We start from the raw sequence: 20,132 nt of genomic DNA, 5'->3' as shown, positions 1-20,132 counted from the left end.
GGTGAAGTGGCGAATGCAGGGTGAGCCGGTCGGCTCCGCCAGCGCCCGGGACCGTCCGGACAGGACGGTGCCGGGCGCTGGAAGTGCGACCGGGCCAGGACTGGGCGGCAAGGAGTTGCGGAAACGAGGAAAGGGGCGGCCCGGCCGGAATCTCCGGCCGGGCCGCCCCTTCGCGGGCGGTTGGTGTTTCTGCGGCTGGGTCCGCCCGCGGCTATGCCCGCAGAGCGCTGCTCCCCGATTGGCGGGGGCTGAGGTCCCACGGGGACGCCGTGATCGGCTGCCGCGCTGCGGCGGTGCCGGCCGGGTCCCGGTCGCAGTGGTCCAGACCGTCGACGACGGCGGTGATGCGCCGGACGCGGGGCTGCTCTTCGTCCAGGTAGTCGTGTTCGTCGCGCCAGTTCCACGGGCGGCCGCGCAGCAGTTCGGCCACGATGCCGGGCACCTGCTGGTCCGCTCGGCTGGCGATGTAGGTGGTCAGCGCGACCAGTTGCGGGTCGGTCAGCTCGGCGGCGGAACCGAAGTCGCGCACGAAGTGTTCGTACGCGGACGCGTCGGCTTCCTCCCGCGCCTCGGCGACGCGATCGAAGCGGCGACGGCGGAACATGCCTGCGACAGCGAGCACGAGGCTCGTCGCGGCGAGAGAGGTGGCGGCGTTGGCGACGCCGGACCGGACAACCGGACCGGACAGCGGTCGCAGCGTCGCGACGGGCAACTGCGTGACGATGTCGTGCCCGGCGTGTCCGGAGAGCAGCCACCGCAGCACGTTCACGAACGCGCTGAACACGAGCAGGAAGGTCAGCACTCCCCCGATCACGGTCCCGGCCAGCGCTGCGGCGCCGCGCGGGTCGGTGTCGACGAACCGCAGGACGTCCTTGGCGGTCTGCTTCAGCAAGGTCAGGCACCGGGTGGCCCAGCCCGGCTTCGCCTCCGGCGCGGCCGCGGGCTGTTCGACGTCGTCGACGGAGGCGGCGGTGTTGTTGTTGGTGTGCATGGAAAAACCCGATCTGCGTGGTGGTTTCCGGTGATATGGCGGTGATTCAGGGCGGCGCTGCTTACTGGTCGCGGCCGAGCAGCTGGGAGATCAGCCGGATCTTCTCGCCGGATCCGCCGCAGCGTGGGCACTTGTCCCAGTACTTGCCGCTGGGCGAGTAGCTTTTCTCGCCCTTGCACTTGGAGCAGCGGGCGTAGGGGAAGTGGTAGGCGAACAGCAGGTACACGGCCGCGATCGCCGCGAGGACAAGGAATGGCACGGGACTGCCTCCGATCGGTGTGCTGGAGCGCGGAAACCGCGACGGGCGGGCCTCCAGGTTCTGGAGGCCCGCCCGCCCGTGGTCGGTCGATGCTTGGTCAGAAGCTCGGGAACGCTGCTGCCGTGGTTGGCTTGTTCTCAAGGCGGAGGGCGGTCTGGATCTCCGCGTCGGCGTGGCTTTCCCAGGCGGCAGCGAGGGCGAATCGCGTGTGGACGTCGTACGGGCGAGTGGAGGGGTCCCAGGCGCGCAGCACGGTCAAGACTTCCTCGACCGCGGCGAAGACCGTCGTGGTCACGTCGGTCCGGTGACGGACGCAAGGCTGGCGCATCGTGGTGTCGCTCAGCAGCAGCTTCACGATCCGCGCGGCCTCCAGGTACTGGGGGCGTCCGAATCCCTGATCGGCGGCGAGGACCAGGCGGTGGTGCAGGGCGAGCAGCCCGGCGGGCAAGTCCTCCCCGAGCAGGCCGGCAGCGGTGGCCTCGTTCAGCCATTCCGGCGACCGGTGCGGAGTGCCGGGCGCGAACGGCTCGGCCGGGGTGGCCGCGGCGATCGCGCAGTTTGCCGGGCGCTTGCGACGAAACATGTTCTCCTCCAAGGAAATGCGGATGCCCCCTTCTGCGGAGGCTGCGGTTCACTCGCAGGTGGGGACGGATGGCTCGTTGCTGCCTGCGGTGTCGTCCGGAGCGGCAGCGCAGGATTGATCAGGGTCCGTGTTCAGCGCGTCGAGCGAGGCGGTGAACTGGGCATCGGATTGGTAGACGGTGCCGCCGGAGCGATGGCGGGCGGCACGGCGGCGGATGCCTCGCCGGGTGGGTTTGCGGATCGGCACGATGTGGTTGCCTCGCTTTCCGTTGCGGTTCCTGGCAGACCGGGAAGCCCGCCAGTCATGGTCAGGCTGGCGGGGAACCCGGACGGTCAGGCGTCCTGTGTGGCCGGCTCGTACACGCCGCGCCCGGTCTGGCGGATCAGGCGGAGGCCGCTGAGCGTTTCCAGGGCGTCGTAGACGCTGGAGCGGGCGGCTTTCGCGGCGTCGACGATGTCGCCGGTTTTGGTGGTGCCGCCGCGGACGATGGCCAGCACCTCCGACTGCACCGGGGAGAGCTGGTCGCTGGGTGCGGGTTTGGCGGCGGCGGTGCCTCGCTGTCCCCACCGGCCTTTCTTCGGCGCGGCGGCCGCGACCGCCGGCGAGCCTTTGCTGTTGAGCAGCTCGAGGTCCGGGAACGTGTGGGTCGCCCCGGGCCCGCCGACCTGCCAGCGGCCGTTGACCGCGGGGCCGAGGATCGACTCGATCGCCCGGACGTCGGCCGGGTGCGGGTCGGGCTGGTTGAAGAACGCGTCGAACGCCGACTCGGTGGTGTAGGGCGGTGCGGGCTTCCCCTTGGCCGCCATCCGGTCCGCGTTGGCCTGCGAGGGCAGGAAGTCCCAGCGGGTCGGGGCGTCGTAGTGGGCGTGCACGGCCATGCCCGGCACCGGACGGCCCTCCTCGTCGACGGGCAGCTCGTTCGGGTCGAAGTTCAGGCCCGGCACGAGGTCGGAGCCGGACTTGGAGTTGACCCGGAACGCGACCACCTGGGACGCGAACGCCGAGCGGGCGTGGTCGGTGCCCCACTCGGGCTGTCCCTGGGACTGGTTGAGCGCCACGCCCCAGATCCCGTACGCGCGAATGATGTTGACCGTCTCGGTCCACACCTTCTGGCAGAACGGGTCCTTCGCGACCAGCGAGTACTCGTCGTGCAGCCACATCCAGCCCGGGATCTCGGCGCTCGGGAAGATCTGGTCCGCTCCGAGCTCGGCGGCCAGCTCGCCGCGGGCGGCGAGCATCGCCATGACCAGGTACGGCAGTTTGAGCACGTTCTCCTTGCCGATGATCGCGATCCGGGCCCGCTTGGCCAGCGCGGTCGAGGAGTTGCCTTTCGGGTCGGCGTAGAGCTGGTTCATGATCTTGGTGGACAACGCGTTGACAGTCAGGACGTTGGCGGCGCCGGACTTGCCGCCGCCGGTGGAGCCGACGACCATCGTGGCGACCATGCCGCCGTCGTCCCACATCGTGATGTCGATCTCGCCGGAGCCGTCGATGAACCGGGCGACGCCCTTGATCTTGCCGTCCTCGACGCGCGGGCCGGTGAAGAAGCGCGTCTCGGCGACCGGGTCCTTGACGATGACGGTCAGCACGGCCTTGCTGGCGCCGGAGCCTCGCGGGGCGCGCTTGAACAGGACCCGCTCGAGGTCCTCGCCGAGCCCGCCGGCGAGTTCTTCCCGGTTGGCGAGCAGGTGTTTGAGCGACTGGACGCCGCGTTTGAGCTCGACGTCGTAGGTGACGGTGAACTCGCTGTCGCGGCGGTTGGTCAGCCTCGATCCCTTCGCTTTGCCTTCGCCGGTGGCGTTGTTGTCGTTCCAGGCGATGCAGTACGGGTCCGTTTCCGGCGGCGGGACCCGTTTCGCAGCCGGTTCCGGCGCAGCTTCGAGTTCGGCGACGGGTTCGGGCCGGTAGGGCTCCAGGGGCGGCACGTCCGGGCCGACCGGGTTGGCTTTCCACCAGCGGGCGCCGCCGGCGAGCGTGCCGACCATGACCGCCAGCACGGCCGGCCAGGACAGCCCGGCAGTGCCGACCCAGTAGACGATCCCGGCCGAGCCGAGCCCGGCGAAGACGGCTTCGGGCAGCCACCGCGGCTGCCGATGGTGCAGCGTCACCGCGACGACGGCCAGCACCGCGACGACGGCCATGCCCGCGGCGACCGCTCCGGCCGAGACGCTGGTCGTCCAGGTGAAGAACCGCACGACCTGCGTGGCGAGCAGGCCCCAGACGAGCGCGGCGGCGCCGGGCAGCCAGGGGTAGCGGCGGCGGCGGTTGCGGGCGCGGATCATCCGGCGGCGTTCCTGTTCGTACGGGCCGGTCGTGGCTTGTTCCGGTTGCGGGGTCTGGCCGGGGTTGCCGCCGTTGATCTGTTCGGCGGCGGCGACGTGCTGTTCGCTGGCCCACCGCCGGCCTTTCTTGGGGCGGCGCTCGTCGACGAGCTTGTCGGCGTTGCGCTGCGCGCGGCGCAGTTCGGTCGCGAGGGAGTCCGCGAGCACCGCGTCGAGGTTCTTGGCGGAAGGCTTGGCCACGGCGCCGGGTTTCGGCGCGAACCGGGTCTTGCGGGTGACCTTGGCGTTCTTCTTGTTGTTGGCGAAGCGGGTTTTGCGGGTCGCGGCGGTGGAGGGCATGACGTGTCCTTTCCTCACGGGGGATGGCCGGATGCTGGCGTCGGGGAAAGCGATCAGCCCCGCCCACCGGGGAGGCGTGGGCGGGGCTGATCGCAACCCGGGCGGCAGTCGCCGGTCAGCTCAGGCCGAGCGATTCCTTGGTGGCGTGGGTGATCATGGTGTTGTTCAGGCGCGCGTCGCGCACGATCTGGCCGCCGACGCCGATCTTGTCGGCGACCTCGACGAGGCTTTCGCGGACGGAGCTGATCCGGTTGTTGGCGCCGGTCAGGACGTCCAGCCCCGCCCAGCGCTGTTCCTGGAATTCCTGCAGCAGGGCGTCGTTGTCGTTGGCCATCGTCTCCAGGTCGCCGGCGGCGTCAGTGAGAGCCTCGGCCATCTGGTCGGTGGAGGCGTCGCCGTTGATGTTGGTCATGCGGTGTTTCTCCGTTCTGCTCAGACGAGGATGGAGTCGTCGGCGGGCACCCAGGGGGCTTGTTCGTGGGCGGCGACGCCCGCGTCGCCCTGGGACTTCATCTGGGCGGCCAGATCGCGGTACTCGCCCTCCAACGCCGTCAGCTGGCCATTCATGTCCTGGATAGGACCGGTCACCTGGGCGCCCCACTTCCTGCCGCCGAGAGTGTCGGCGAACGCGCCCAGATCCGCGCGGTACTCCGCGACCCGGTCGGCCGCGGCGATCAACCGGGTCACTGCCTGCTCGTACACGGTGGTGCCTCCTGTCGGGGTGGCCGGCGCCGCGCTGGTCGCGGTGCCGGTGGCGGGGGCGGAATCGTCCTCGACCACTTCGGCGTCGAGGACGTTCGGGTCCTGGTCCGATGCGGACGCCGAACCGGCTTCCAGCTGCAGCGGTTCCGGCGGGTGGGGGCGCACGACCTCGCTGTCCACCCGGATGGGGTCCTTCTTTTCGGAGTCGCGTCCGGAGTCCTCGGGCGGATCGAAGTCGGAGGCGCGGCCGTATTGATGACGCCGCGCCCATTCCTCGTCTGTCGGGGGAACGTCTGTGCTGCCCATGGACGCGTAGTAGGAGTAGACCGACTCTTGCGGCCCTTGTTCCCGCGCTTGCTGGTAGAACGACTGCGCGGTCTCCGAGCCGTTGAGGTTGTCGGCTGCGGACTTGCCGCGGCCGGAACCAGGCGCGGGGCCGGCCCGGGTCTCGGTCTCGGCGGTGCCGGCCGGGTTTGCGGAATCCTGGTTCGCCTGCTCGCCGCGGTTTCCTGCCGGTTGCCCGGCAGCGGACGGGTTCGCGGGACCGGGCCCGGCGGCCTTCGGGGGTTCGGTTCGCCCGCGCTCGGTCTGGCCGGTCTCGTCCTGCCACATCCGGTAGAGGATTTCCTGGTGCGTGGGCAGGGAACCGTCCGGTTTGACGCCGAGGGCTTCCATGGCGTTGCGGTACCGGGCCCATTCCCCGGAGCGGGCCTTCTCCCGCCATTCCTCCCGCTCGCGTTTGCGCTGCTTGTCCTCGCCGCGGGTCAGGCCCAGGAACCAGTCGCGCCACCGATCCGCAGAGGCTTTCTGGTTGTTCAGTCGCTGCTGGCGCTTGTCCAGTTTCCGCTGGCGGCGTTCGGTGTAGGCCGCGTCGCGGGTGTCCTTCTGCGAGTCGAGCCAGTTCTGGCGGCGGCGGTGCCGTTCGGTCATGCGATCGGCGGCGCTTTGGCAGGCGTTGGCCCACGCGGTCGAGGCCATCAGCCCCAGCCCGCTGCGCCCCTTGGGCCGGCCGCGGCGAGTCTTCGGCGCGCCGCTTTTCTCGTGCGCCAGCCGGGCTTTGACGACGTTCGGCGGTTCTTTGCCGTTGTGGTAGGCGGCCTGTGCGGTCTGGGCGTTCTTGTGGGACTTGAACAGGAACGCGACCGCCAGGAGGGTCATCAGGAACGGATCCACTGCTGCTCCTTTCGATTCGGTCCGGGTTGGTCGGTGTGCGCGCGCCGGGCCGGGACTCGAACCCGCCCACCGGCACCGCCGGAAGTGGCGAGGCCGGTGCCGTTCCTGGATTTCGGCGCTGCCCCAACGGGTCGGGGCGTCACTTGAACAAGGAGAGCGCGGCGGTCCCCATCGTGTGGACAGCGCTGTCGGCCCAGCCGTAGATCATCGGGATGGCGGCGAGGACGGTGCCGACGACGGCCAGGACGCAGACCACGAACAGCGACTTGAACTTGCTTTTCGCGGCGATGCCCTTGCCGCGCACCCGGGAGTAGGCCCACAGCGCCATGCCGATGACGAGCGCGCCGACGAAACCGACGCCGACGGCCTGGGCGGTGAGCTGCTGGCCGTTGCTCAGCACGCTTTTGGAGGTCGAGGCGAAAGCGTGGCCGAGCCAGCCGCCGGCCGCGCCGCCGACGCCGAACCCGCCGACGACGGCGAACCCGGCGGCGACCTTGTCCCAGGGAACGCCTTTGCCGGGCACGTCCACGAACACCAGGATGACGGCGATTACCAGCAGGATCCCGCCGAGATAGAGCATCGAGGTGGGAATGATCCAGGTGAGAGACATGATGTGTCCTTTCCGGACAGTCGATTTCGGTCAGAGGATGTGGCTCAGGACGAACAGCAGGGCGAGGGTGATCACGAACCCGACCGGTTTGCAGCGGGCGACCTGGATGGCCCACAGCGGCAGGTAGGTGAGGCCGAACGCGGCCAGCACGCACAGGCCGTGCAGCACGCGCAGGACCGTTTTCTCTTTGGCGGTCCAGTCGCCGCTGCTCGCGTAGGCGAACACGGCGGCCGAGGAGGGCGAGCGCTGCGACCAGTGCGGGCGCAGCGCGAGGATCTCGCCGAGCCAGTCCAGGAACCGCACGTCCAGCGGAGCCAGCGACGGGACTGCGGCCTCCGCCTCGCCCGCCTCGCCGCGTTCGGCCTGCCCGGCCGGGGTGTCGGGCGCGGCGGGCACGACCGGGATGGGGCCGGTGATCTCGGCGTCGGTTTCCGGCGGCGCGACCGCCGGCACCAGCTTCAGGTCAGGCCGCTGGCCCTGTGGCTCCGGTGCCGGGGGCTGTGGGTTCCGGGTGTGAGGGGCAGGGGTGGGTTCGGGCATTCCGCCTCCTTTCGTTGCGTTCGATCCGGCGCTGGTCCGCGCGGAGGGCTTGGTCGGCCCGGGTTTCCTGGGCCTCGTGCAGCTGCGCGAGCAGCGTGGTCATCGCGTCGGTGATCCGGTCCAGGTGCCGCGCCGTCTCGTCCGGGTCCGGCTGGTGCGCGCCGTCGGCGGCCGCGGCGCGCAGCGCGTTCGCCGCGGCCGCGAAGCGTTCCTGCGCGGTGACGGCCCTGCCGTAGTCCGTGGCGAACCGTTCGCGTTGGGTGCGCACCCGGCGCAGCGCGGCGAGGGCCGTGCGGACGCTGCGACGTTGCCGGGACGCGTGCGGGACGGGCACCGGGGTTGTCACGGCGGGTTCCTCCTTCGGGATCGGTGGTCGTGTCGGTGGTTGCGGGTACCGTTGAGCTGCCGGAACACAGGAAGGGAGCGGTGCATGGGACGCCGAGACCGCTACGAGCTGCGGATCGCCCGCCTGGACGGCCGCGCGCTGCGGCACGATCCGGGGCCGGTGACCGAGTTCTTCGAGCTGGAGGACGACGAGGAGTTCGAGAAGGCCTGCGGCAAGCACTTCGTGCCGCTGGCGTGCGCGGCCGAGCAGTCGCGGGTCTACGACCGGCTGCGGGACATGCCGTTCCTCGACGACTACGTGCTGGAAGTCCTGCACCAGAACCGGACCAAGCCGGTCGCGACGTCCCGCTCGACCTACGGCCGGGACATGACCGAAAGCCGGTTCGGCTAGTTCTTTCCACTTCAGGCGAGCCGTCCGACTCCCACAGCGCCCCGGCCCGCTCGCAGGGCCGGGGCGCTGTGACTTAGGGCGGTTCAGCCGGCGTCGGCCAGGGCTGTCTTGATGTCCCTGCACCAGTTCTCGATCGTGGTCGAGGACGCGGGCAACGAAAAGCCGGCGGCGGTCAGCGCGTCGCGCAGCTTCGCCGGGGTGGCGGCCTTCCGCTCGACTCCCACGCGCAGGGCGTCGGCTTTGCTCGCCCGCCCGCCGCGCTTGCCGACGGGCTTCTTCTCCGCCGTCGCTTTCGGGGCCGAGCCGGTCGCCGGAGCGGTCGCCGGGGCGACCGGTTTCCGGACGGATTCCCGACGCTGCTTCGCCACTTCGGCCCGGTAGGCGTCGTACGCGGCGCGTTCGGCGTCGGCGCGGGCCTTGATCTCGGCTTCGATCTCGGCTTTCTCGGCCTCCCACGCCGCCAGTGCCAACCGCCGCTCCAGCTCCTCGAACAGGTGGCTGAACACGTGCGCGGCATAGCCGAGCAGGCTCACGGTTCCGGCGGCCAGGCCGAGCCAGCCGGCGAAGTGGTTGACGTTCATGTAGGCGGCGAATCCGGCTGCGGCGGTGCCCAGCAGCAAGAACGGGGTGAACTCCCGCCAGCTGCGGTTCAGGCCGATCGCGCGCAAGCCGCGGCTGGAGCAGGCCACCATCATGAACTCGAACACGCCGCCCAGCACCGCGGCGACGACCCAGGCGACTGGTCCGCCGCCGAAGAACTCGGCGAACCCGAAGACCTGCCCGGCCAGTCCCGCGACGACCGAGAGCCACACCACGTGCGGGAACGCCTTCGCCCACCAGTCGACTACCTCGGACCCTTGGCGTTGCGGCTTCGACGGGACCACCAGCTCCGGCGGGGGCGGCGGTGCCGGCAGGCCGGCCGTGGCAGGCGGGGGAAGCGAGTCGGCCGGGGGCTGGGGCGGAGTGGGGGCCGCCGTCCGCTCCCGGTCGGCGTTCTGCACGGGAGCGGGCAGCGGGGCTGGGGGCGGTTCCGGCGCGGCCGGGGCCGTATCCGGTTTCTGGCCGGCGGCGACCTCCTGCTCGATCGCGGCCGTGTTGATGGCGATGTCGGCCGTGATGGCGTCGAACAGGTAGCGGTCGTCGGGCTCGGGGGCGTTCGCGCCGAGGGCGTCCACGACGTGTCTCCTTCCAGACAGCGACGGAGGGGGGATGCGGTGAAGTACGCCGGCCGAGGTCGCCCTCGGCCGGGAGGACCGGACGATCCGGTGGCCGGGGGAACACACGCGGGTCGGGGAAGGAACCGGGGCGGGGAGGATGGCCCCGGTTTTGCCCGCGTGTGCTCCCCCGGTGCCGGAGCACCGGGTCAGATGGCTTGCAGGTTCGCCAGGGAATCCCAGAGCTGGCTCTCGTGGGCTTCGACCGCAGCCAGCCGGAACTGCGCGCGGCCGGCGTCGACCGCGGTCGGGGCTTCGGCGATGTCAGTCCGGTACTGCCGCAGGTAGACCTCGTCGGCGCCGATCTCGGCCCACACGCTGCGTCGCATCTCGTGGCCCAGGTCTGTTGTGGCGATCATTGCGCACCTCCGTATGTGAAGTGGTTCCAGTGCCGCTGCAGGTGCTGGCCCGCCAAGGTCGGGGCCAGCCAGGCGTCGCACTCGGCGCCCGGGTGCTTGCCGCGCAGCCGGGCATCGCCGGGGGCCAGGGCCGCCAGGTCGTTGTCGAGCAGCTCCGCGATCGCACGAAGTTCGGCGTCGGTGGCCGGACGGCCGTCGACGCGCCACTGCGTACCGTCGTCGGTCCAGGCAGTGGCCTCGCAGGCGGCCTGCAGAACGCGGTGAAGCGGCCACTCCGCTCGTGGCGCCGGTTCCTGAGGCCGGTAGTCCTCGAGGATCGCGATCCGGGCGGTCACGCCGCCCGCCGCGACTCGTTCTGCTTCTGCCGCCGTGCCCGGCGGCGCTTGAGCGCCCGGCGCTCGTCCTCGGTCATGCCGCCCCAGACGCCGGCGTCCTGGCCGGAGGCCAGAGCCCAGTTCAGGCAGTCCGACTTGACCGGGCAGCGCTGGCACACGGCCTTGGCTTCGCGAGCCTGGAGAACTGCGGGGCTGGACGTGCCGACCGGGAAGAACAGCTCCGGGTCTTCTTCGCGGCAGGCCGCGTCGTGGCGCCAGTCGCTCATGCCGCACGCTCCAGGTCGAGGTCGTCCGGCTCGTCGACGAGGGCGAGAGCAGGCAGTTCGGCCCGCAGCCGGAGCAGGTCGCTGTGACGAGCCGCGACCGCAGAGGCGGTGTTCGCCGCGGCGAGCCGCTGGTCGATCCGGTCCTCGTCGGCCCAGTGCTCGACCGCCATCAGGTCGGCCGCGGTGGGTTCGTAGTCCGGCAGGTCGTACCCGGGCAGGTCCGAGGGCGGAATCTCGATCGCCGACAACGCGGTCGCCGACAGCAGGTCGCGGTCCCGCCCGCGCACCGCCAGCGCGTCGTCGTGTCGATCTGCCGGGGCGACGAAGTCGGCAAAGCCGAAGAAATCAGCTGCGGCGACGTACGTGGCGTCGCCGAAAACCTCGAACTGGTCAGTGGTGCTGCAGGTACTGGTGGTGGTCATGCCGTACTGCTCCCTTCCAAGGTGGCGGCGCTAACGAGGTGAGGCCCGCCCCGACGGGCCAGGTCGTCGGGGCGGGCCTGAGGGGTGGTGGTTCCCCGGCACGTCCTCACCCGCAATTGCTCGCCGCGCGAAGCGCGCGGCGGGACGGCGATGCGGGTGAGGACGACCGGCAAACACCACGGGGTGTCTGCGGAAAGCCGCCTCCCAGTCGGTCCGCGAGGGGAGGAACGCGGACGGGGTGCGACCGGAAGACGGCGAAGCCTTGATGTAGGCGGGACCGGCCTTTCAGAGCACGTCCATCACCAGGTGGGTGAGCGGGACGACAGGCGGTCAGGTGCTCATTCGCTCGCTATGCAGTTCTCTGCGGTCCCCGCGTCTACAAGGGATTTCCGACCGGCATAGCCGGGGAGGTGGACCGAACCACCACGGGCGCAGGCCCGGTTCGCGCTGTCCTCGTCAGGGCTGGGACCTGGCCGAGGGCCGACAACCGACTTTGTGCATGTTGGTTATCGTGGTTATAACCAACATAATCACTCAGCACTGTCGGACTGTCAAGGGGTTGGATATGGTGGTTATAACCAAGCCGCGAAGGAGGCACCGCGTGCACGCTTACGAGCGCATCGCGCAGACGCTCGCCCGTGAGATCGACGAAGGCGCCTGGATCCCAGGCACGTCGCTGCCCACGCTCCCCGAGCTCGAGGAGCGTTTCGGAGCCTCGCGCATCACCGTGCGCGGCGCGATCGACCAGCTGATGAAGCGCGGCCTGGTCTACACCGGATGGGTCGACGGCCGACGCGGCACGATCGTCCGCTACCGCGGCCGCACCCCGATCGTCGCGAACCTGGCACTGCGCCCGGACCGGCCCCGTTCCACCAACACCGACGCGTTCACCGAGGCCGCCGAACGGGCCGGCCGGACGCCGTCCAAACGCTTCGAGATGAAGATCGAGATCCCGCCCGAGGCCATCGCCGACCGGCTCGGCATCGACCGGGCCGAACCGGTCGTGGTCCGCATCCTCACCCAACTCCTGGACGAGGAGCCCTGGAGCATCGAGGCCGGCTACTACCCGATGGACCTCGCCCGCGAGGTCGGGCTCGACAGCCCGACCGACATCCCCGGCGGCACCATCCGCAAGCTCGCCGAGGCCGGCTACGCCGAGATCGCCCACGTCGACGAGGTCACCGACGAGAGCGCCGACGCCGACGAGGCGTTCCACCTGGCCATCCCGGTCGGCAGCCCGCTCCTGGTGCAGGTCCGCACCGCCGCCACGGCCGAGCGCATCACCCGGGTGATGCGCTACCTGCGCCTCGGCGGCCGCACCCGCCTCGTGTGGGAACAGGGCGACCAAGACGGACTCGACCTCATCGCCGCCAAGCAGCGGGTACAGGTGAATCCATGAGCGGCTACCTCATGCGCCAGGCCACGGCCGACGACGACGGCCAGGTCATGGCCCTGCTCGACGCCCGCACAACCTGGCTGCGGACCACGGGCACCGACCAGTGGTCCACCCGGGATTTCGCGCCGATCATGGCCGACGCCATCGAACGCGGGGAGACCTGGCTGCTCTTCGACGGCGACCAGGCAATCGCCACTCTGACCCTGACCACCGTCGCCGACAAAGACTTCTGGAGCCCGAAAGAGCGACTGGCCCCGGCCTTCTACCTGTCCAAACTCGCCACCCGGCTCGACCGGCGCGGCGAAAACCTCGGCGCCCTGCTGATCGACTGGGCCCTCGGCTACGCCTCCGAGCGCGATGTGCTGTGGCTGCGCTGGGACGTCTGGCGCGGCAACGAGAAACTGCAGCGCTATTACCGCGATCTCGGCGCCCAGCAGCTGCGTGTCGTCGAGAAACCTGGACGCCACAGCGGCGCGCTGTTCCAACTCAGCAAGGCGCCGCGAGCACTGGACGTGACCACCGTGACCGAGTTCGCACCTATCGCGACCTTGCCCAGCCATCCCGAAGTCGTCATCCGCGGCGAGTTCGACGATCTCTCCACCGGCAACCCGACCGGTGGCCACGAACATGTCCTGATCGTCGACGACTGGATGCTGACGGACACGATCCCCCTCTCTGTCACCCACCAGCACCGGCCAGTGCTATTCGATGCTGGCGACGGATGGCACGTCAGCAGTTATTTCTCCTACGCGCTCAACCCCTGGCCGCCCAATCTCGACGCCACGCTGCTCCGCAGAGGACACACCTACCTCCTCCGGCTCGGAGACGACCCGAACACCGTCGTCCTCGTCGGCAACCGAACTCCAGACTGCACATCCACCTGACCGCAGTCGCGATCCCGCATACGGAGCCCTCGCCAATCAGGTGAGGGCTCCGTATGCGTATATGGCCGTTTCCACTGTGAAGTTCTCAATGAACACCTCTACCCGCATCAGGCTTAGTCATCCTCACTTTGACTAAGCCTGTGCATGAAAAAAGCCTGGTCAGAGCCGAGCGACGTAATCATGTCGGACGCGCGCGATCTCGCTGCGGGCTTCGTCTCCCCAGGACACGAGGGGCTGGATTTCGGCCCAGTAGTCTTCGTATTCCTTGAGGTTGGTCGGGTCGGTGATCACGGCGGTGGCGCTGATGGTGCCCAGCAGCGCGGCGTGCTCGTCGTACAGGGAGAACGGGTGCAGCGCCGGCACTGTGGCCGGTGTGGTGGACGGGATGATGCCGAGTTTCACGTTCGAGCGTGTGCTGACCTCGGCGAGGTGGTCGAGTTGTTCGACCATGGTCGAGGCGCTTCCCATGCACCAGCGCAGCGCGCCCTCGGCCATCACGATCTCGATCTTTCGGCCGGTCGTCAGGATCGCCTGGCGTTCGAGGCGTGCCCGGACGGTGCGGTCCCGGTCCTCTTCGGACAGTGATTCGCCGAAGAGGGCGGTCGCGTAGTTCGGGGTCTGCACCAGGCCGACGACGACGGAGGGCGAGAACTCCCGGATCAGTTCGGCGGTGTGCTCGATTTTGCCGATGCGTTCCTGCATCGCCCAGCCGCCTCGTTGGAGGATCACGCGGGCGCTGTGGCTGGTCTCCTGGAGGTCTTTGGCCATCTGCATCAGCTCATTCCGGGTCTCGACCGGGGCTTTGTAGGCGCGGCAGAGGGCCTTGACGTCGTCGGGGCTGGGCACGCCGGCACCGCGTTCGATCCGGGAGACCTTGCTTTGGGACAGCCCGGCCTGCTTGGCGGCGGCGATCTGGCCGAGGCCCGCGTCTTGGCGCAATGCGCGCAGCGACGCGGACAACGGCGGGGTCGGGTTCGTCAACGGGGCTCCAACGCGGCGGGTCAGGCGACATTGCGATTGCTGCGCCAGGCCCCGGGATGGGCGGCCCAGTAGTCGCGGAACGGCTGCGCCGCGGACCAGGCGGCGCGCACGCATGCTTTGTAGCGCACCAGCTGTTGCGGATCGGCGACGGGTTCCGCACCGGTGAACCGGCCGCCGTCGTCGTAGTGCATGAGCACCAGGTGCTGCTCGTCGATCAGCCAGAAGTCCTGGAAGACCAGGTCGGCGGGCGCGTCGCGTTCGCTGAGGTCGAGGATGCCGACGTGCTCGCCGGCTTCCTCGTTGAGCTGGTAGCCCCATTCGAAGGCGTAGCGGAGGTAGTCCGTCAGCGGCGAGCGGACGACGTGCACCCGGTAGGTGTGCTTGCCCTCGGCGACTTCGCCGCGCAAGACGTCCAGCCAGGCTTTCCGGCGCGTCATGTCCAGCGGGAGGCCTGCGACGTAGCGGCGGAAGTCGTCGCCGTCGCTGTCCACGTCGAGGTGGTCGTGGGTTTCCAGGCGCCATAGCGTGCGAGTGAACCGCGCGTCGATGTAGTCGCCGAGCTGCTGTTCATCGAGCATGGGAAGCCTCCTTCGCGTGCGCGGCCGCGACCTCGACCGCGTCCTCGCCGTCGGGCATCTGCAATTCGGCCAGCGCTTCCGGATCCGTCACGCGCTGCCCGACCACCAGCACGGTCTCCCGCTCGGTCGGCAGCAGCCGGGTCTCCTCGGCGACCACGCCTTCGCGCAGCAACCCCACCGGGATCTCCACCACCGTCTCCCCCGCCGCCAGCCCGACCTCAACCGCGGCGACCGGGTCGACGACGTAGCCCTGGACCACCACCGTGCCGCGGTCCGACCGGTTGACGTTGGGACAGGTGCGGCCGTTGGTGCACATGGTCTCTTCCAGCGTGAGCTTCATCCGGCACTCCCGGCGAGTAGCGCGACACGAACGTCACCGAGTGTGCGAGCACGACCCGTCTTAGTCAATACCAGGATGACTAGCTTCGCCTCGACCTAAGCTCGAGCTAAACAGCCCTGATGTACAGGTCGTTATACAGCGTGTTTCCCCTGGTAGATGACACGTGTCCACATCTCAGTCGACGTACAGGAAAGATTCGTTTCCCGTACACAGACAACCGCTGCGACACGCCCGACCGCGGACTCGATGCGGAAATTTCTAGATTTTCAGGTAGCTTGGCCGCCACGCGCACCACAGGAGGCCCAATGACCACGGCAGTCTCAGAACCATCGACGAATACCGTGTCGATCACCGAGCTCCACAAGGACATCGGCATGATCCGTGAGGCCGCTCAGTCTGGACGCGAGATTCCGCTGTCGTACCACCACCGGCTCATCTCGCACGTCGTACCGGACGACGTGCGAGCACAAGAGCGCGCGGAGATTGAACAACTCCGCCGCGAGGTCGCCGACCTGCGGAACAAGCTCGGAAGGGTGTCTGCTGTGTAGCCCCAAACTGTCGCTGCGGACGCCTCACCAGCGTCGGCGCGAATGACCCCAGACAGACGGAAACCCCCTGCGTTCTCGTTCCTGGCCAGGAATCCGCAGAGAGCTCCGCAACGAAGTGGGAACACCACTCACCATTTAGCCGCCCCTCACGGGAACCACCACGTCGGACCTCTCGGCCCGCGGCTTTTGGTGATAGTACCGCATCCACTCGGCCAACCCCGGGGTTTCGGGACCATCATCACGGTGACGTGGTGCTCCACAAGATCCACAAGGAGCACTACCTCTCATGAAGCGCAACGCACCACCCGCGCAGCAATCCGAGGCGTTCAGCATCGAATTCGCGATCTCGCATGCAGACCCAGCTATCACGACCCGGCACGAGGCGCTCCGGCTTGGAGCGACGGAGGTGTCGGCATGAACCGCAGCTCTCTCCCCCAGCAGATTCTCCGGGGTCCAGGAGACACCAGCAGCACGTTCGCCGACACAGCACCGTATGTGACCGCGATGGGCATCAGCCCGGCGAAGGCGGAAGTGCCGCTGTGGGTCAATGCCTGTGTTCTGTTTGATCCTCCGGCGGTCAACGCGGCCGACAAGGTCATCACGGCCGACAAGGTCATCACGGCCGTGACGTTCCTGATGGCCTCAACGGTTCGCGTACACGGCGACCTGGCGGTGAAGCTCTCGCCTACGCGCCTGGCGCTGCTGTGCGGGTTCAAGCGTCCTGAAAAGTCGAAGTGGCTGACCGACTATCTGCAGAAGATTGGCTTCCTTCGGATCGTCGACGGCGGCGTCAATCCGAAGACCGGTCGTCGCCAGGCTCGCCGCGACGCCAAAGGCCGGCCGATCGAGAACGAATTCCTGGTGTACCCCAACCCGCCCACGCATTACCGGGGGCCGCAGACCCTGGCCGAGATCGACGCGTTGATCGCCGAGGACATCGCTGAAGCGGAACTCGCGCACGAGAAGGCGTCCGGATCTCGAAGCAAGCGCAGTAAGCCGCGCACCATCCCGATTCGCCCGCGAACACTGTTCGAAGAATCGCCAGGCCAGCCCACACTCCCCCCTAGGGGGATGGCTGATCAGACCACCCTCCCCCGGGAGGGGATGGATGAAGATCTGGATCTGTTTTCGCAGGTCAGCCCATACGCCCCAGAAGGGGGACGGGTTCCGAACCTCCATCCCCCCCAAGGGGAGGATGGAGAAGTTTTCGCAGGTCAGCCCACTCCCCTTGAGGGGGGGACATATCAGATCGATCGATCTTCGATCTCCGAAGGAGAGATCGAAGATCTGATCGAGCCCGTGCCGGGCGGAGCGGCGGAGCCGCCCGCCACGGGCAAAGACGAGCGCCGATTGGCAGAGGTGCGACGGGTGGTACGGCGCCTGCCGTGGCGCAAGTGGGCGGAAGTCAGCGGGGTCGAGTTCCAGCTGATGGAGAGCGACGCCGATCTCATCCAGGCTGCGATCTGCCAGGCGATGGCCACCTCGGACATCACCCTGGACCAGGTCGCCGAGATCGGCCGGGCCGCATTGGGCGAGGCCAAGCGCAAACCCGTCGGATACGTAGCCGACGCGTTCCTCAAACACCTGCCCAAGCGCCTTCGAGCCTTGTCCGTCGAGCCATTGGACGAGGACCCGCTGCCTTTGCCCGGTGTCGCGAAACCACAGGCCAGCACGGCCAAGGCGGTCAGTCACCAGGCGGTTCCTGCTGGTCCCGAGCCGACGCCGGTGCTTCCGGCTTGCGCGACCTGCGATGCGTGCGAAGGCGAGACCTATCCGAGCGCGCGGACTGTCACCGGTCCCGACGGTCGGGAACAGCGCTGCCCGGACTGTCTTCCGCCCGCTGTCGCCTGATCACTTGTTCTGACCTGCACGAACTGGAGAATTCACATGACCGACACGATGATCGTCGATCCTGGTTCCGATTACGGCGACAGCTCGATGCCGCCGCACGACATGGTCGCTGAGCAGTCCGTGCTCGGCGGGATGATGCTCGCGACTGACGCGATCGGCGAAGTGTCCGAGCGGATGTCCGACGGAGACTTCTACCGTCCTGCTCATTCCGCGATCTACCAGGCGATTCTTGCCCTCTACGGCAAGGGGGACCCGACCGACCCGATCGCGGTGTCGGCCGAGCTCGAGCGCCGCGGCGAACTCGGCAGGGCAGGCGGGGCACCGTACCTGCACAACCTGATCGCCGTGGTGCCAACCGCGACCAACGCGGGCTACTACGCCGAGATCGTCGCCGAGAAGGCGAAACTTCGTCGGCTGGGCGAGGCCGGGATCCGCATCCAGCAGCTCGGCCACGTCGGGGTCCAGGGCGGCGACGAGATCGCCGCGGTCCTCGACCGCGCGCAGGCTGCGCTGGACGCGGCCGTCGACGATCGCTCCGCCAGCTCCGGGTACACGTTGTTCACGGACGGCCACGTCGACTGGCTGTCCGCGCTGGACGACATGCAGGCCGGGCGGATCGAGCCGGGCCTGCCCACCGGGTTTCTCGACCTCGACGAGCTGACCGGCGGGTGGAAGCCCGGCCAGCTCATCGTGATCGCCGGCCGCCCTGGATTGGGCAAGTCGACCCTGGCTGTGGACATGGCCCGCGCTGCCTCGGTCAAACACGGCAAGACCAGCGTGATCTTCTCCCTGGAGATGTCCGAAAGCGAGCTGCGGAACCGGATCATCTCCGCTGAAGCGAAGCTGCGCCTGCGCGACATGATGACCCCGCACACGCTCCAGCCCGAGAACTATCAGCGGATCTCCGATGCCTTCCAGCGCCTCTCCGCAGGCGGCCCGCTGATCATCGACGACACCGCCAGTTCGACCGTCGCGCAGATCCGCGCGAAAGCCCGGCGGATCAAGGCCAAGCACGGCCTGGGCCTGATCGTCGTGGACTACCTCCAGCTGATGAGCTCCGGCAGCAGGGCGGAAAGCCGGCAGGTGGAAGTCAGCGAATTCTCCCGCCAGCTGAAAATCCTCGCCAAGGAGCTGGAGGTTCCGGTCATCGCCCTGTCCCAGCTCAACCGCGGGCCCGAACAGCGCCAGGACAAGCGGCCCATGCTGTCCGACCTGCGCGAATCCGGCGCGCTGGAGCAGGACGCCGACGTGGTGATCCTGGTGCACCGCCCGGAGGTCTACGAGGACGACTCCGGACGCAACGGCGAAGCCGACCTGATCCTCGCCAAACATCGGGGCGGCCCCACGCGGACCGTCACCGTCGGTCAGCAGTTGCACTACAGCCGCTTCGTCGATCTGGCCCGGTCATGACCAGGCTGACAGGCGAGGACGACAACCGTGGCTACACCAGCCTGGAACAGATATGGGAGCAGGCCGCGACGACGTTGTGCACCGTGACCGTCGCCTACCAGCTGCACTATTGCCGGTTCGCCAGCCGTGCCCGGCAGTGATCCACATGCCCGATGTGCCTGCTGAAAGCCCTCTGAGCCTGCCTCTGGCAGCCGAACGGCCACATCTTCGCCCCAGGACGCCGGATGGCTGCCCGCGAGGCTCTCCGGGGCGCTGAGCGCCTGCCCAAGATCGTGAAGCGGCATGTTGAACCCTTTGGAGAAGGAGATGTTCATGCAGGTCAAGAGGGGTTTCGTGCTTCGGTTCAGCCCGGACGCGGTCCGTCGGCTCGCCGACGGTACAAAGCGGGCCACCGTCCTGCGCGCCACCCAGGCGGCCCGGCTGCGCGTCGGACAGGAGATCACCGCGATGGTCTCCGGCATCGACGACGTGCGGCTGCCGTTGCGGGTCGAGCAGCTGCACACGCTGGCGAACCTCGGCGCCTTGCCCGCAGCCGCGCGCAAGGCCGGCCTCGCCTTGGCTGACTTCACCGCACTGCCGGACTGGCGCAGCTACCAGCGCACCGCCGCCCGCGGCAACGCCGGCGCGGCCGCGATGCTCGTGCTCGCCCTGGCCGGGCCGGTCGCCGGCACCATCCCGGATAAGCCCGTCCGTCGCCGCGCCTCCCCGGACTCGGTGAAGGGACGGCCGTGGCACCGGGTTACCGACGCGACCGACATCCGCCCGGCCGACCAGCTCCACGACGCTGACCGCGACGAACTGCGCACCCGGATCGCCGCGGCGATCCGCGCCGGCCGACCCGGTCGCGACGAGATCCGCGCGCTCGCTCCGGTCACCGACGCACTGCTGCGCTCCGGCCGGTGCGGACCGGCCGGTCTCGGCAGGCCGCACCGCCGGCGGCTCGCCGGCGAGCTCTCCCCCGCGCTCGCCTGGCTCGCCGAGCGCGGCCTGCTCGCAGGGGACGATCCCGACCGGACTTGGAGCCGTGACCTGCTGACCGGCCTGCGGATCAACCAGGACGACCGTCCGCCACAGCCGGACCACACCCCAGAACGTCACTCTCGGTGATAGTCCGGAAGTCCGATCCAGATCCCGGCCGGACAGCCGGGTTCGGACCCCAACGCGTGGCGCGCGCACGCGTACGCGTTAGGCCTGCTGTTGTCAAGCCGAAGTCCGGCGTGAAGTCCAGGCCGCCGGACTTTCACGGAGCGTGAAAGTCCGGCGGCAGGCGAGGACATCCTCTGGACAGCATGTCCGCTGTTCCTGCGGCATTGGCCCGCTACCGCATGCCGGT

Annotated in this window: 26 protein-coding genes and 1 tRNA gene; 8 read left to right on the top strand and 19 right to left on the bottom strand. The window is 69.0% G+C overall.

Annotation, left to right across the window (positions count from 1 at the left end):
- Positions 1-211 precede the first annotated feature (211 nt).
- From ACZ7OI_RS48230 to ACZ7OI_RS48180, 11 genes are all read right to left on the bottom strand, one after another.
- The gene (locus tag ACZ7OI_RS48230) at positions 212-991 is read right to left on the bottom strand and encodes a hypothetical protein (protein ID WP_470270830.1); all 780 of its coding nucleotides are present in this window, start codon (positions 989-991) and stop codon (positions 212-214) included.
- A 61-nt stretch (positions 992-1,052) separates the two neighbouring features.
- The gene (locus ACZ7OI_RS48225) at positions 1,053-1,250 is read right to left on the bottom strand and encodes a hypothetical protein (protein ID WP_470270829.1); all 198 of its coding nucleotides are present in this window, start codon (positions 1,248-1,250) and stop codon (positions 1,053-1,055) included.
- Positions 1,251-1,347: 97 nt separating this feature from the next.
- The gene (locus tag ACZ7OI_RS48220) at positions 1,348-1,833 is read right to left on the bottom strand and encodes a hypothetical protein (protein ID WP_470270828.1); all 486 of its coding nucleotides are present in this window, start codon (positions 1,831-1,833) and stop codon (positions 1,348-1,350) included.
- Positions 1,834-1,881: 48 nt separating this feature from the next.
- A complete protein-coding gene (locus ACZ7OI_RS48215) occupies positions 1,882-2,079 on the bottom strand; it encodes a hypothetical protein (RefSeq protein WP_470270827.1) in 198 nt (65 codons plus the stop codon).
- 86 nt (positions 2,080-2,165) lie between these two features.
- The gene (locus tag ACZ7OI_RS48210; RefSeq protein WP_470270826.1) at positions 2,166-4,454 is read right to left on the bottom strand and encodes a P-loop NTPase family protein; all 2,289 of its coding nucleotides are present in this window, start codon (positions 4,452-4,454) and stop codon (positions 2,166-2,168) included.
- Between the two features lie 115 nt (positions 4,455-4,569).
- Positions 4,570-4,866, bottom strand: coding sequence for a hypothetical protein (locus tag ACZ7OI_RS48205; protein ID WP_470270825.1), 297 nt, complete (start codon positions 4,864-4,866; stop codon positions 4,570-4,572).
- Positions 4,867-4,886: 20 nt separating this feature from the next.
- A complete protein-coding gene (locus ACZ7OI_RS48200) occupies positions 4,887-6,329 on the bottom strand; it encodes a hypothetical protein (protein WP_470270824.1) in 1,443 nt (480 codons plus the stop codon).
- Positions 6,330-6,369: 40 nt separating this feature from the next.
- Positions 6,370-6,448, bottom strand: a tRNA-OTHER gene (locus ACZ7OI_RS48195).
- A 20-nt stretch (positions 6,449-6,468) separates the two neighbouring features.
- Entirely contained in the window at positions 6,469-6,939 is a 471-nt protein-coding gene (locus ACZ7OI_RS48190) for a hypothetical protein (RefSeq protein ID WP_470270823.1), read from the bottom strand.
- A 30-nt stretch (positions 6,940-6,969) separates the two neighbouring features.
- Positions 6,970-7,392, bottom strand: coding sequence for a hypothetical protein (locus tag ACZ7OI_RS48185; protein WP_470270822.1), 423 nt, complete (start codon positions 7,390-7,392; stop codon positions 6,970-6,972).
- Between the two features lie 10 nt (positions 7,393-7,402).
- The gene (locus tag ACZ7OI_RS48180; protein WP_470270821.1) at positions 7,403-7,825 is read right to left on the bottom strand and encodes a hypothetical protein; all 423 of its coding nucleotides are present in this window, start codon (positions 7,823-7,825) and stop codon (positions 7,403-7,405) included.
- An 84-nt stretch (positions 7,826-7,909) separates the two neighbouring features.
- Between ACZ7OI_RS48180 and ACZ7OI_RS48175 the strand changes: the two genes are divergently transcribed.
- Positions 7,910-8,215: a hypothetical protein gene (locus tag ACZ7OI_RS48175; protein ID WP_470270820.1), complete on the top strand. Its 306-nt coding sequence runs from the start codon at positions 7,910-7,912 to the stop codon at positions 8,213-8,215.
- Between the two features lie 83 nt (positions 8,216-8,298).
- Here the strand turns inward: ACZ7OI_RS48175 and ACZ7OI_RS48170 are convergent, their stop codons facing one another.
- The 5 genes from ACZ7OI_RS48170 to ACZ7OI_RS48150 all read right to left on the bottom strand — a co-directional run bounded on the left by ACZ7OI_RS48170 (position 8,299) and on the right by ACZ7OI_RS48150 (position 10,811).
- Positions 8,299-9,390, bottom strand: a complete 1,092-nt coding sequence (locus tag ACZ7OI_RS48170) for a hypothetical protein (protein WP_470270819.1) — start codon at positions 9,388-9,390, stop codon at positions 8,299-8,301.
- A 188-nt stretch (positions 9,391-9,578) separates the two neighbouring features.
- The gene (locus tag ACZ7OI_RS48165) at positions 9,579-9,788 is read right to left on the bottom strand and encodes a hypothetical protein (RefSeq protein ID WP_470270818.1); all 210 of its coding nucleotides are present in this window, start codon (positions 9,786-9,788) and stop codon (positions 9,579-9,581) included.
- Entirely contained in the window at positions 9,785-10,123 is a 339-nt protein-coding gene (locus ACZ7OI_RS48160) for a hypothetical protein (RefSeq protein ID WP_470270817.1), read from the bottom strand. Before ACZ7OI_RS48160 ends, ACZ7OI_RS48165 begins: the two co-directional genes overlap by 4 nt.
- A complete protein-coding gene (locus ACZ7OI_RS48155; protein WP_470270816.1) occupies positions 10,120-10,389 on the bottom strand; it encodes a WhiB family transcriptional regulator in 270 nt (89 codons plus the stop codon). Before ACZ7OI_RS48155 ends, ACZ7OI_RS48160 begins: the two co-directional genes overlap by 4 nt.
- Entirely contained in the window at positions 10,386-10,811 is a 426-nt protein-coding gene (locus ACZ7OI_RS48150) for a hypothetical protein (RefSeq protein WP_470270815.1), read from the bottom strand. The genes ACZ7OI_RS48155 and ACZ7OI_RS48150 overlap by 4 nt, the downstream gene beginning before the upstream one ends.
- A 601-nt stretch (positions 10,812-11,412) precedes the next feature.
- On the opposite strand from ACZ7OI_RS48150, the gene ACZ7OI_RS48145 reads away from it, so the two are divergent.
- Entirely contained in the window at positions 11,413-12,210 is a 798-nt protein-coding gene (locus ACZ7OI_RS48145) for a GntR family transcriptional regulator (RefSeq protein WP_470270814.1), read from the top strand.
- The gene (locus ACZ7OI_RS48140) at positions 12,207-13,091 is read left to right on the top strand and encodes a GNAT family N-acetyltransferase (protein ID WP_470270813.1); all 885 of its coding nucleotides are present in this window, start codon (positions 12,207-12,209) and stop codon (positions 13,089-13,091) included. The genes ACZ7OI_RS48145 and ACZ7OI_RS48140 overlap by 4 nt, the downstream gene beginning before the upstream one ends.
- A gap of 159 nt (positions 13,092-13,250) precedes the next feature.
- Here the strand turns inward: ACZ7OI_RS48140 and ACZ7OI_RS48135 are convergent, their stop codons facing one another.
- The 3 genes from ACZ7OI_RS48135 to ACZ7OI_RS48125 are packed head-to-tail and all read right to left on the bottom strand — an operon-like array spanning position 13,251 to position 14,990.
- The gene (locus ACZ7OI_RS48135) at positions 13,251-14,072 is read right to left on the bottom strand and encodes a helix-turn-helix domain-containing protein (protein WP_470270812.1); all 822 of its coding nucleotides are present in this window, start codon (positions 14,070-14,072) and stop codon (positions 13,251-13,253) included.
- 20 nt (positions 14,073-14,092) lie between these two features.
- Positions 14,093-14,650, bottom strand: coding sequence for a DUF6879 family protein (locus ACZ7OI_RS48130; RefSeq protein WP_470270811.1), 558 nt, complete (start codon positions 14,648-14,650; stop codon positions 14,093-14,095).
- Positions 14,640-14,990, bottom strand: a complete 351-nt coding sequence (locus ACZ7OI_RS48125; protein WP_470270810.1) for a hypothetical protein — start codon at positions 14,988-14,990, stop codon at positions 14,640-14,642. Before ACZ7OI_RS48125 ends, ACZ7OI_RS48130 begins: the two co-directional genes overlap by 11 nt.
- A 305-nt stretch (positions 14,991-15,295) precedes the next feature.
- Between ACZ7OI_RS48125 and ACZ7OI_RS48120 the strand changes: the two genes are divergently transcribed.
- The 5 genes from ACZ7OI_RS48120 (at position 15,296) to ACZ7OI_RS48100 (ending at position 19,906) form a co-directional block, all read left to right on the top strand.
- Complete coding sequence (locus ACZ7OI_RS48120) at positions 15,296-15,538, top strand: hypothetical protein (RefSeq protein ID WP_470270809.1); 243 nt, start codon at positions 15,296-15,298, stop codon at positions 15,536-15,538.
- A 414-nt stretch (positions 15,539-15,952) separates the two neighbouring features.
- A complete protein-coding gene (locus ACZ7OI_RS48115; protein WP_470270808.1) occupies positions 15,953-17,389 on the top strand; it encodes a hypothetical protein in 1,437 nt (478 codons plus the stop codon).
- Between the two features lie 36 nt (positions 17,390-17,425).
- Positions 17,426-18,799, top strand: a complete 1,374-nt coding sequence (dnaB, locus tag ACZ7OI_RS48110; RefSeq protein WP_470270807.1) for a replicative DNA helicase — start codon at positions 17,426-17,428, stop codon at positions 18,797-18,799.
- The gene (locus ACZ7OI_RS48105; protein WP_470270806.1) at positions 18,796-18,939 is read left to right on the top strand and encodes a hypothetical protein; all 144 of its coding nucleotides are present in this window, start codon (positions 18,796-18,798) and stop codon (positions 18,937-18,939) included. The genes dnaB and ACZ7OI_RS48105 overlap by 4 nt, the downstream gene beginning before the upstream one ends.
- Positions 18,940-19,111: 172 nt before the next feature.
- Entirely contained in the window at positions 19,112-19,906 is a 795-nt protein-coding gene (locus ACZ7OI_RS48100; RefSeq protein ID WP_470270805.1) for a hypothetical protein, read from the top strand.
- The last annotated feature ends 226 nt before the right edge of the window (positions 19,907-20,132 follow it).

The organism is Amycolatopsis sp. NPDC114503 (assembly GCF_055633655.1).
The sequence above is the reverse complement of the archived record's forward strand: the minus strand, read 5'-3'. Positions and strand labels throughout refer to the sequence as shown.

Bases quoted from the DNA above. Each gene is read 5' to 3' on its own strand.
- ACZ7OI_RS48105 (WP_470270806.1), top strand. From the start codon at position 18,796: ATGACCAGGCTGACAGGCGAGGACGACAACCGTGGCTACACCAGCCTG.
- ACZ7OI_RS48205 (WP_470270825.1), bottom strand. From the start codon at position 4,866: ATGACCAACATCAACGGCGACGCCTCCACCGACCAGATGGCCGAGGCT.
- ACZ7OI_RS48120 (WP_470270809.1), top strand. From the start codon at position 15,296: ATGACCACGGCAGTCTCAGAACCATCGACGAATACCGTGTCGATCACC.
- ACZ7OI_RS48155 (WP_470270816.1), bottom strand. From the start codon at position 10,389: ATGAGCGACTGGCGCCACGACGCGGCCTGCCGCGAAGAAGACCCGGAG.
- dnaB (WP_470270807.1), top strand. From the start codon at position 17,426: ATGACCGACACGATGATCGTCGATCCTGGTTCCGATTACGGCGACAGC.
- ACZ7OI_RS48175 (WP_470270820.1), top strand. From the start codon at position 7,910: ATGGGACGCCGAGACCGCTACGAGCTGCGGATCGCCCGCCTGGACGGC.
- ACZ7OI_RS48190 (WP_470270823.1), bottom strand. From the start codon at position 6,939: ATGTCTCTCACCTGGATCATTCCCACCTCGATGCTCTATCTCGGCGGG.
- ACZ7OI_RS48220 (WP_470270828.1), bottom strand. From the start codon at position 1,833: ATGTTTCGTCGCAAGCGCCCGGCAAACTGCGCGATCGCCGCGGCCACC.
- ACZ7OI_RS48210 (WP_470270826.1), bottom strand. From the start codon at position 4,454: ATGCCCTCCACCGCCGCGACCCGCAAAACCCGCTTCGCCAACAACAAG.
- ACZ7OI_RS48165 (WP_470270818.1), bottom strand. From the start codon at position 9,788: ATGATCGCCACAACAGACCTGGGCCACGAGATGCGACGCAGCGTGTGG.
- ACZ7OI_RS48230 (WP_470270830.1), bottom strand. From the start codon at position 991: ATGCACACCAACAACAACACCGCCGCCTCCGTCGACGACGTCGAACAG.
- ACZ7OI_RS48130 (WP_470270811.1), bottom strand. From the start codon at position 14,650: ATGCTCGATGAACAGCAGCTCGGCGACTACATCGACGCGCGGTTCACT.
- ACZ7OI_RS48150 (WP_470270815.1), bottom strand. From the start codon at position 10,811: ATGACCACCACCAGTACCTGCAGCACCACTGACCAGTTCGAGGTTTTC.
- ACZ7OI_RS48115 (WP_470270808.1), top strand. From the start codon at position 15,953: ATGAACCGCAGCTCTCTCCCCCAGCAGATTCTCCGGGGTCCAGGAGAC.
- ACZ7OI_RS48100 (WP_470270805.1), top strand. From the start codon at position 19,112: ATGCAGGTCAAGAGGGGTTTCGTGCTTCGGTTCAGCCCGGACGCGGTC.
- ACZ7OI_RS48125 (WP_470270810.1), bottom strand. From the start codon at position 14,990: ATGAAGCTCACGCTGGAAGAGACCATGTGCACCAACGGCCGCACCTGT.
- ACZ7OI_RS48140 (WP_470270813.1), top strand. From the start codon at position 12,207: ATGAGCGGCTACCTCATGCGCCAGGCCACGGCCGACGACGACGGCCAG.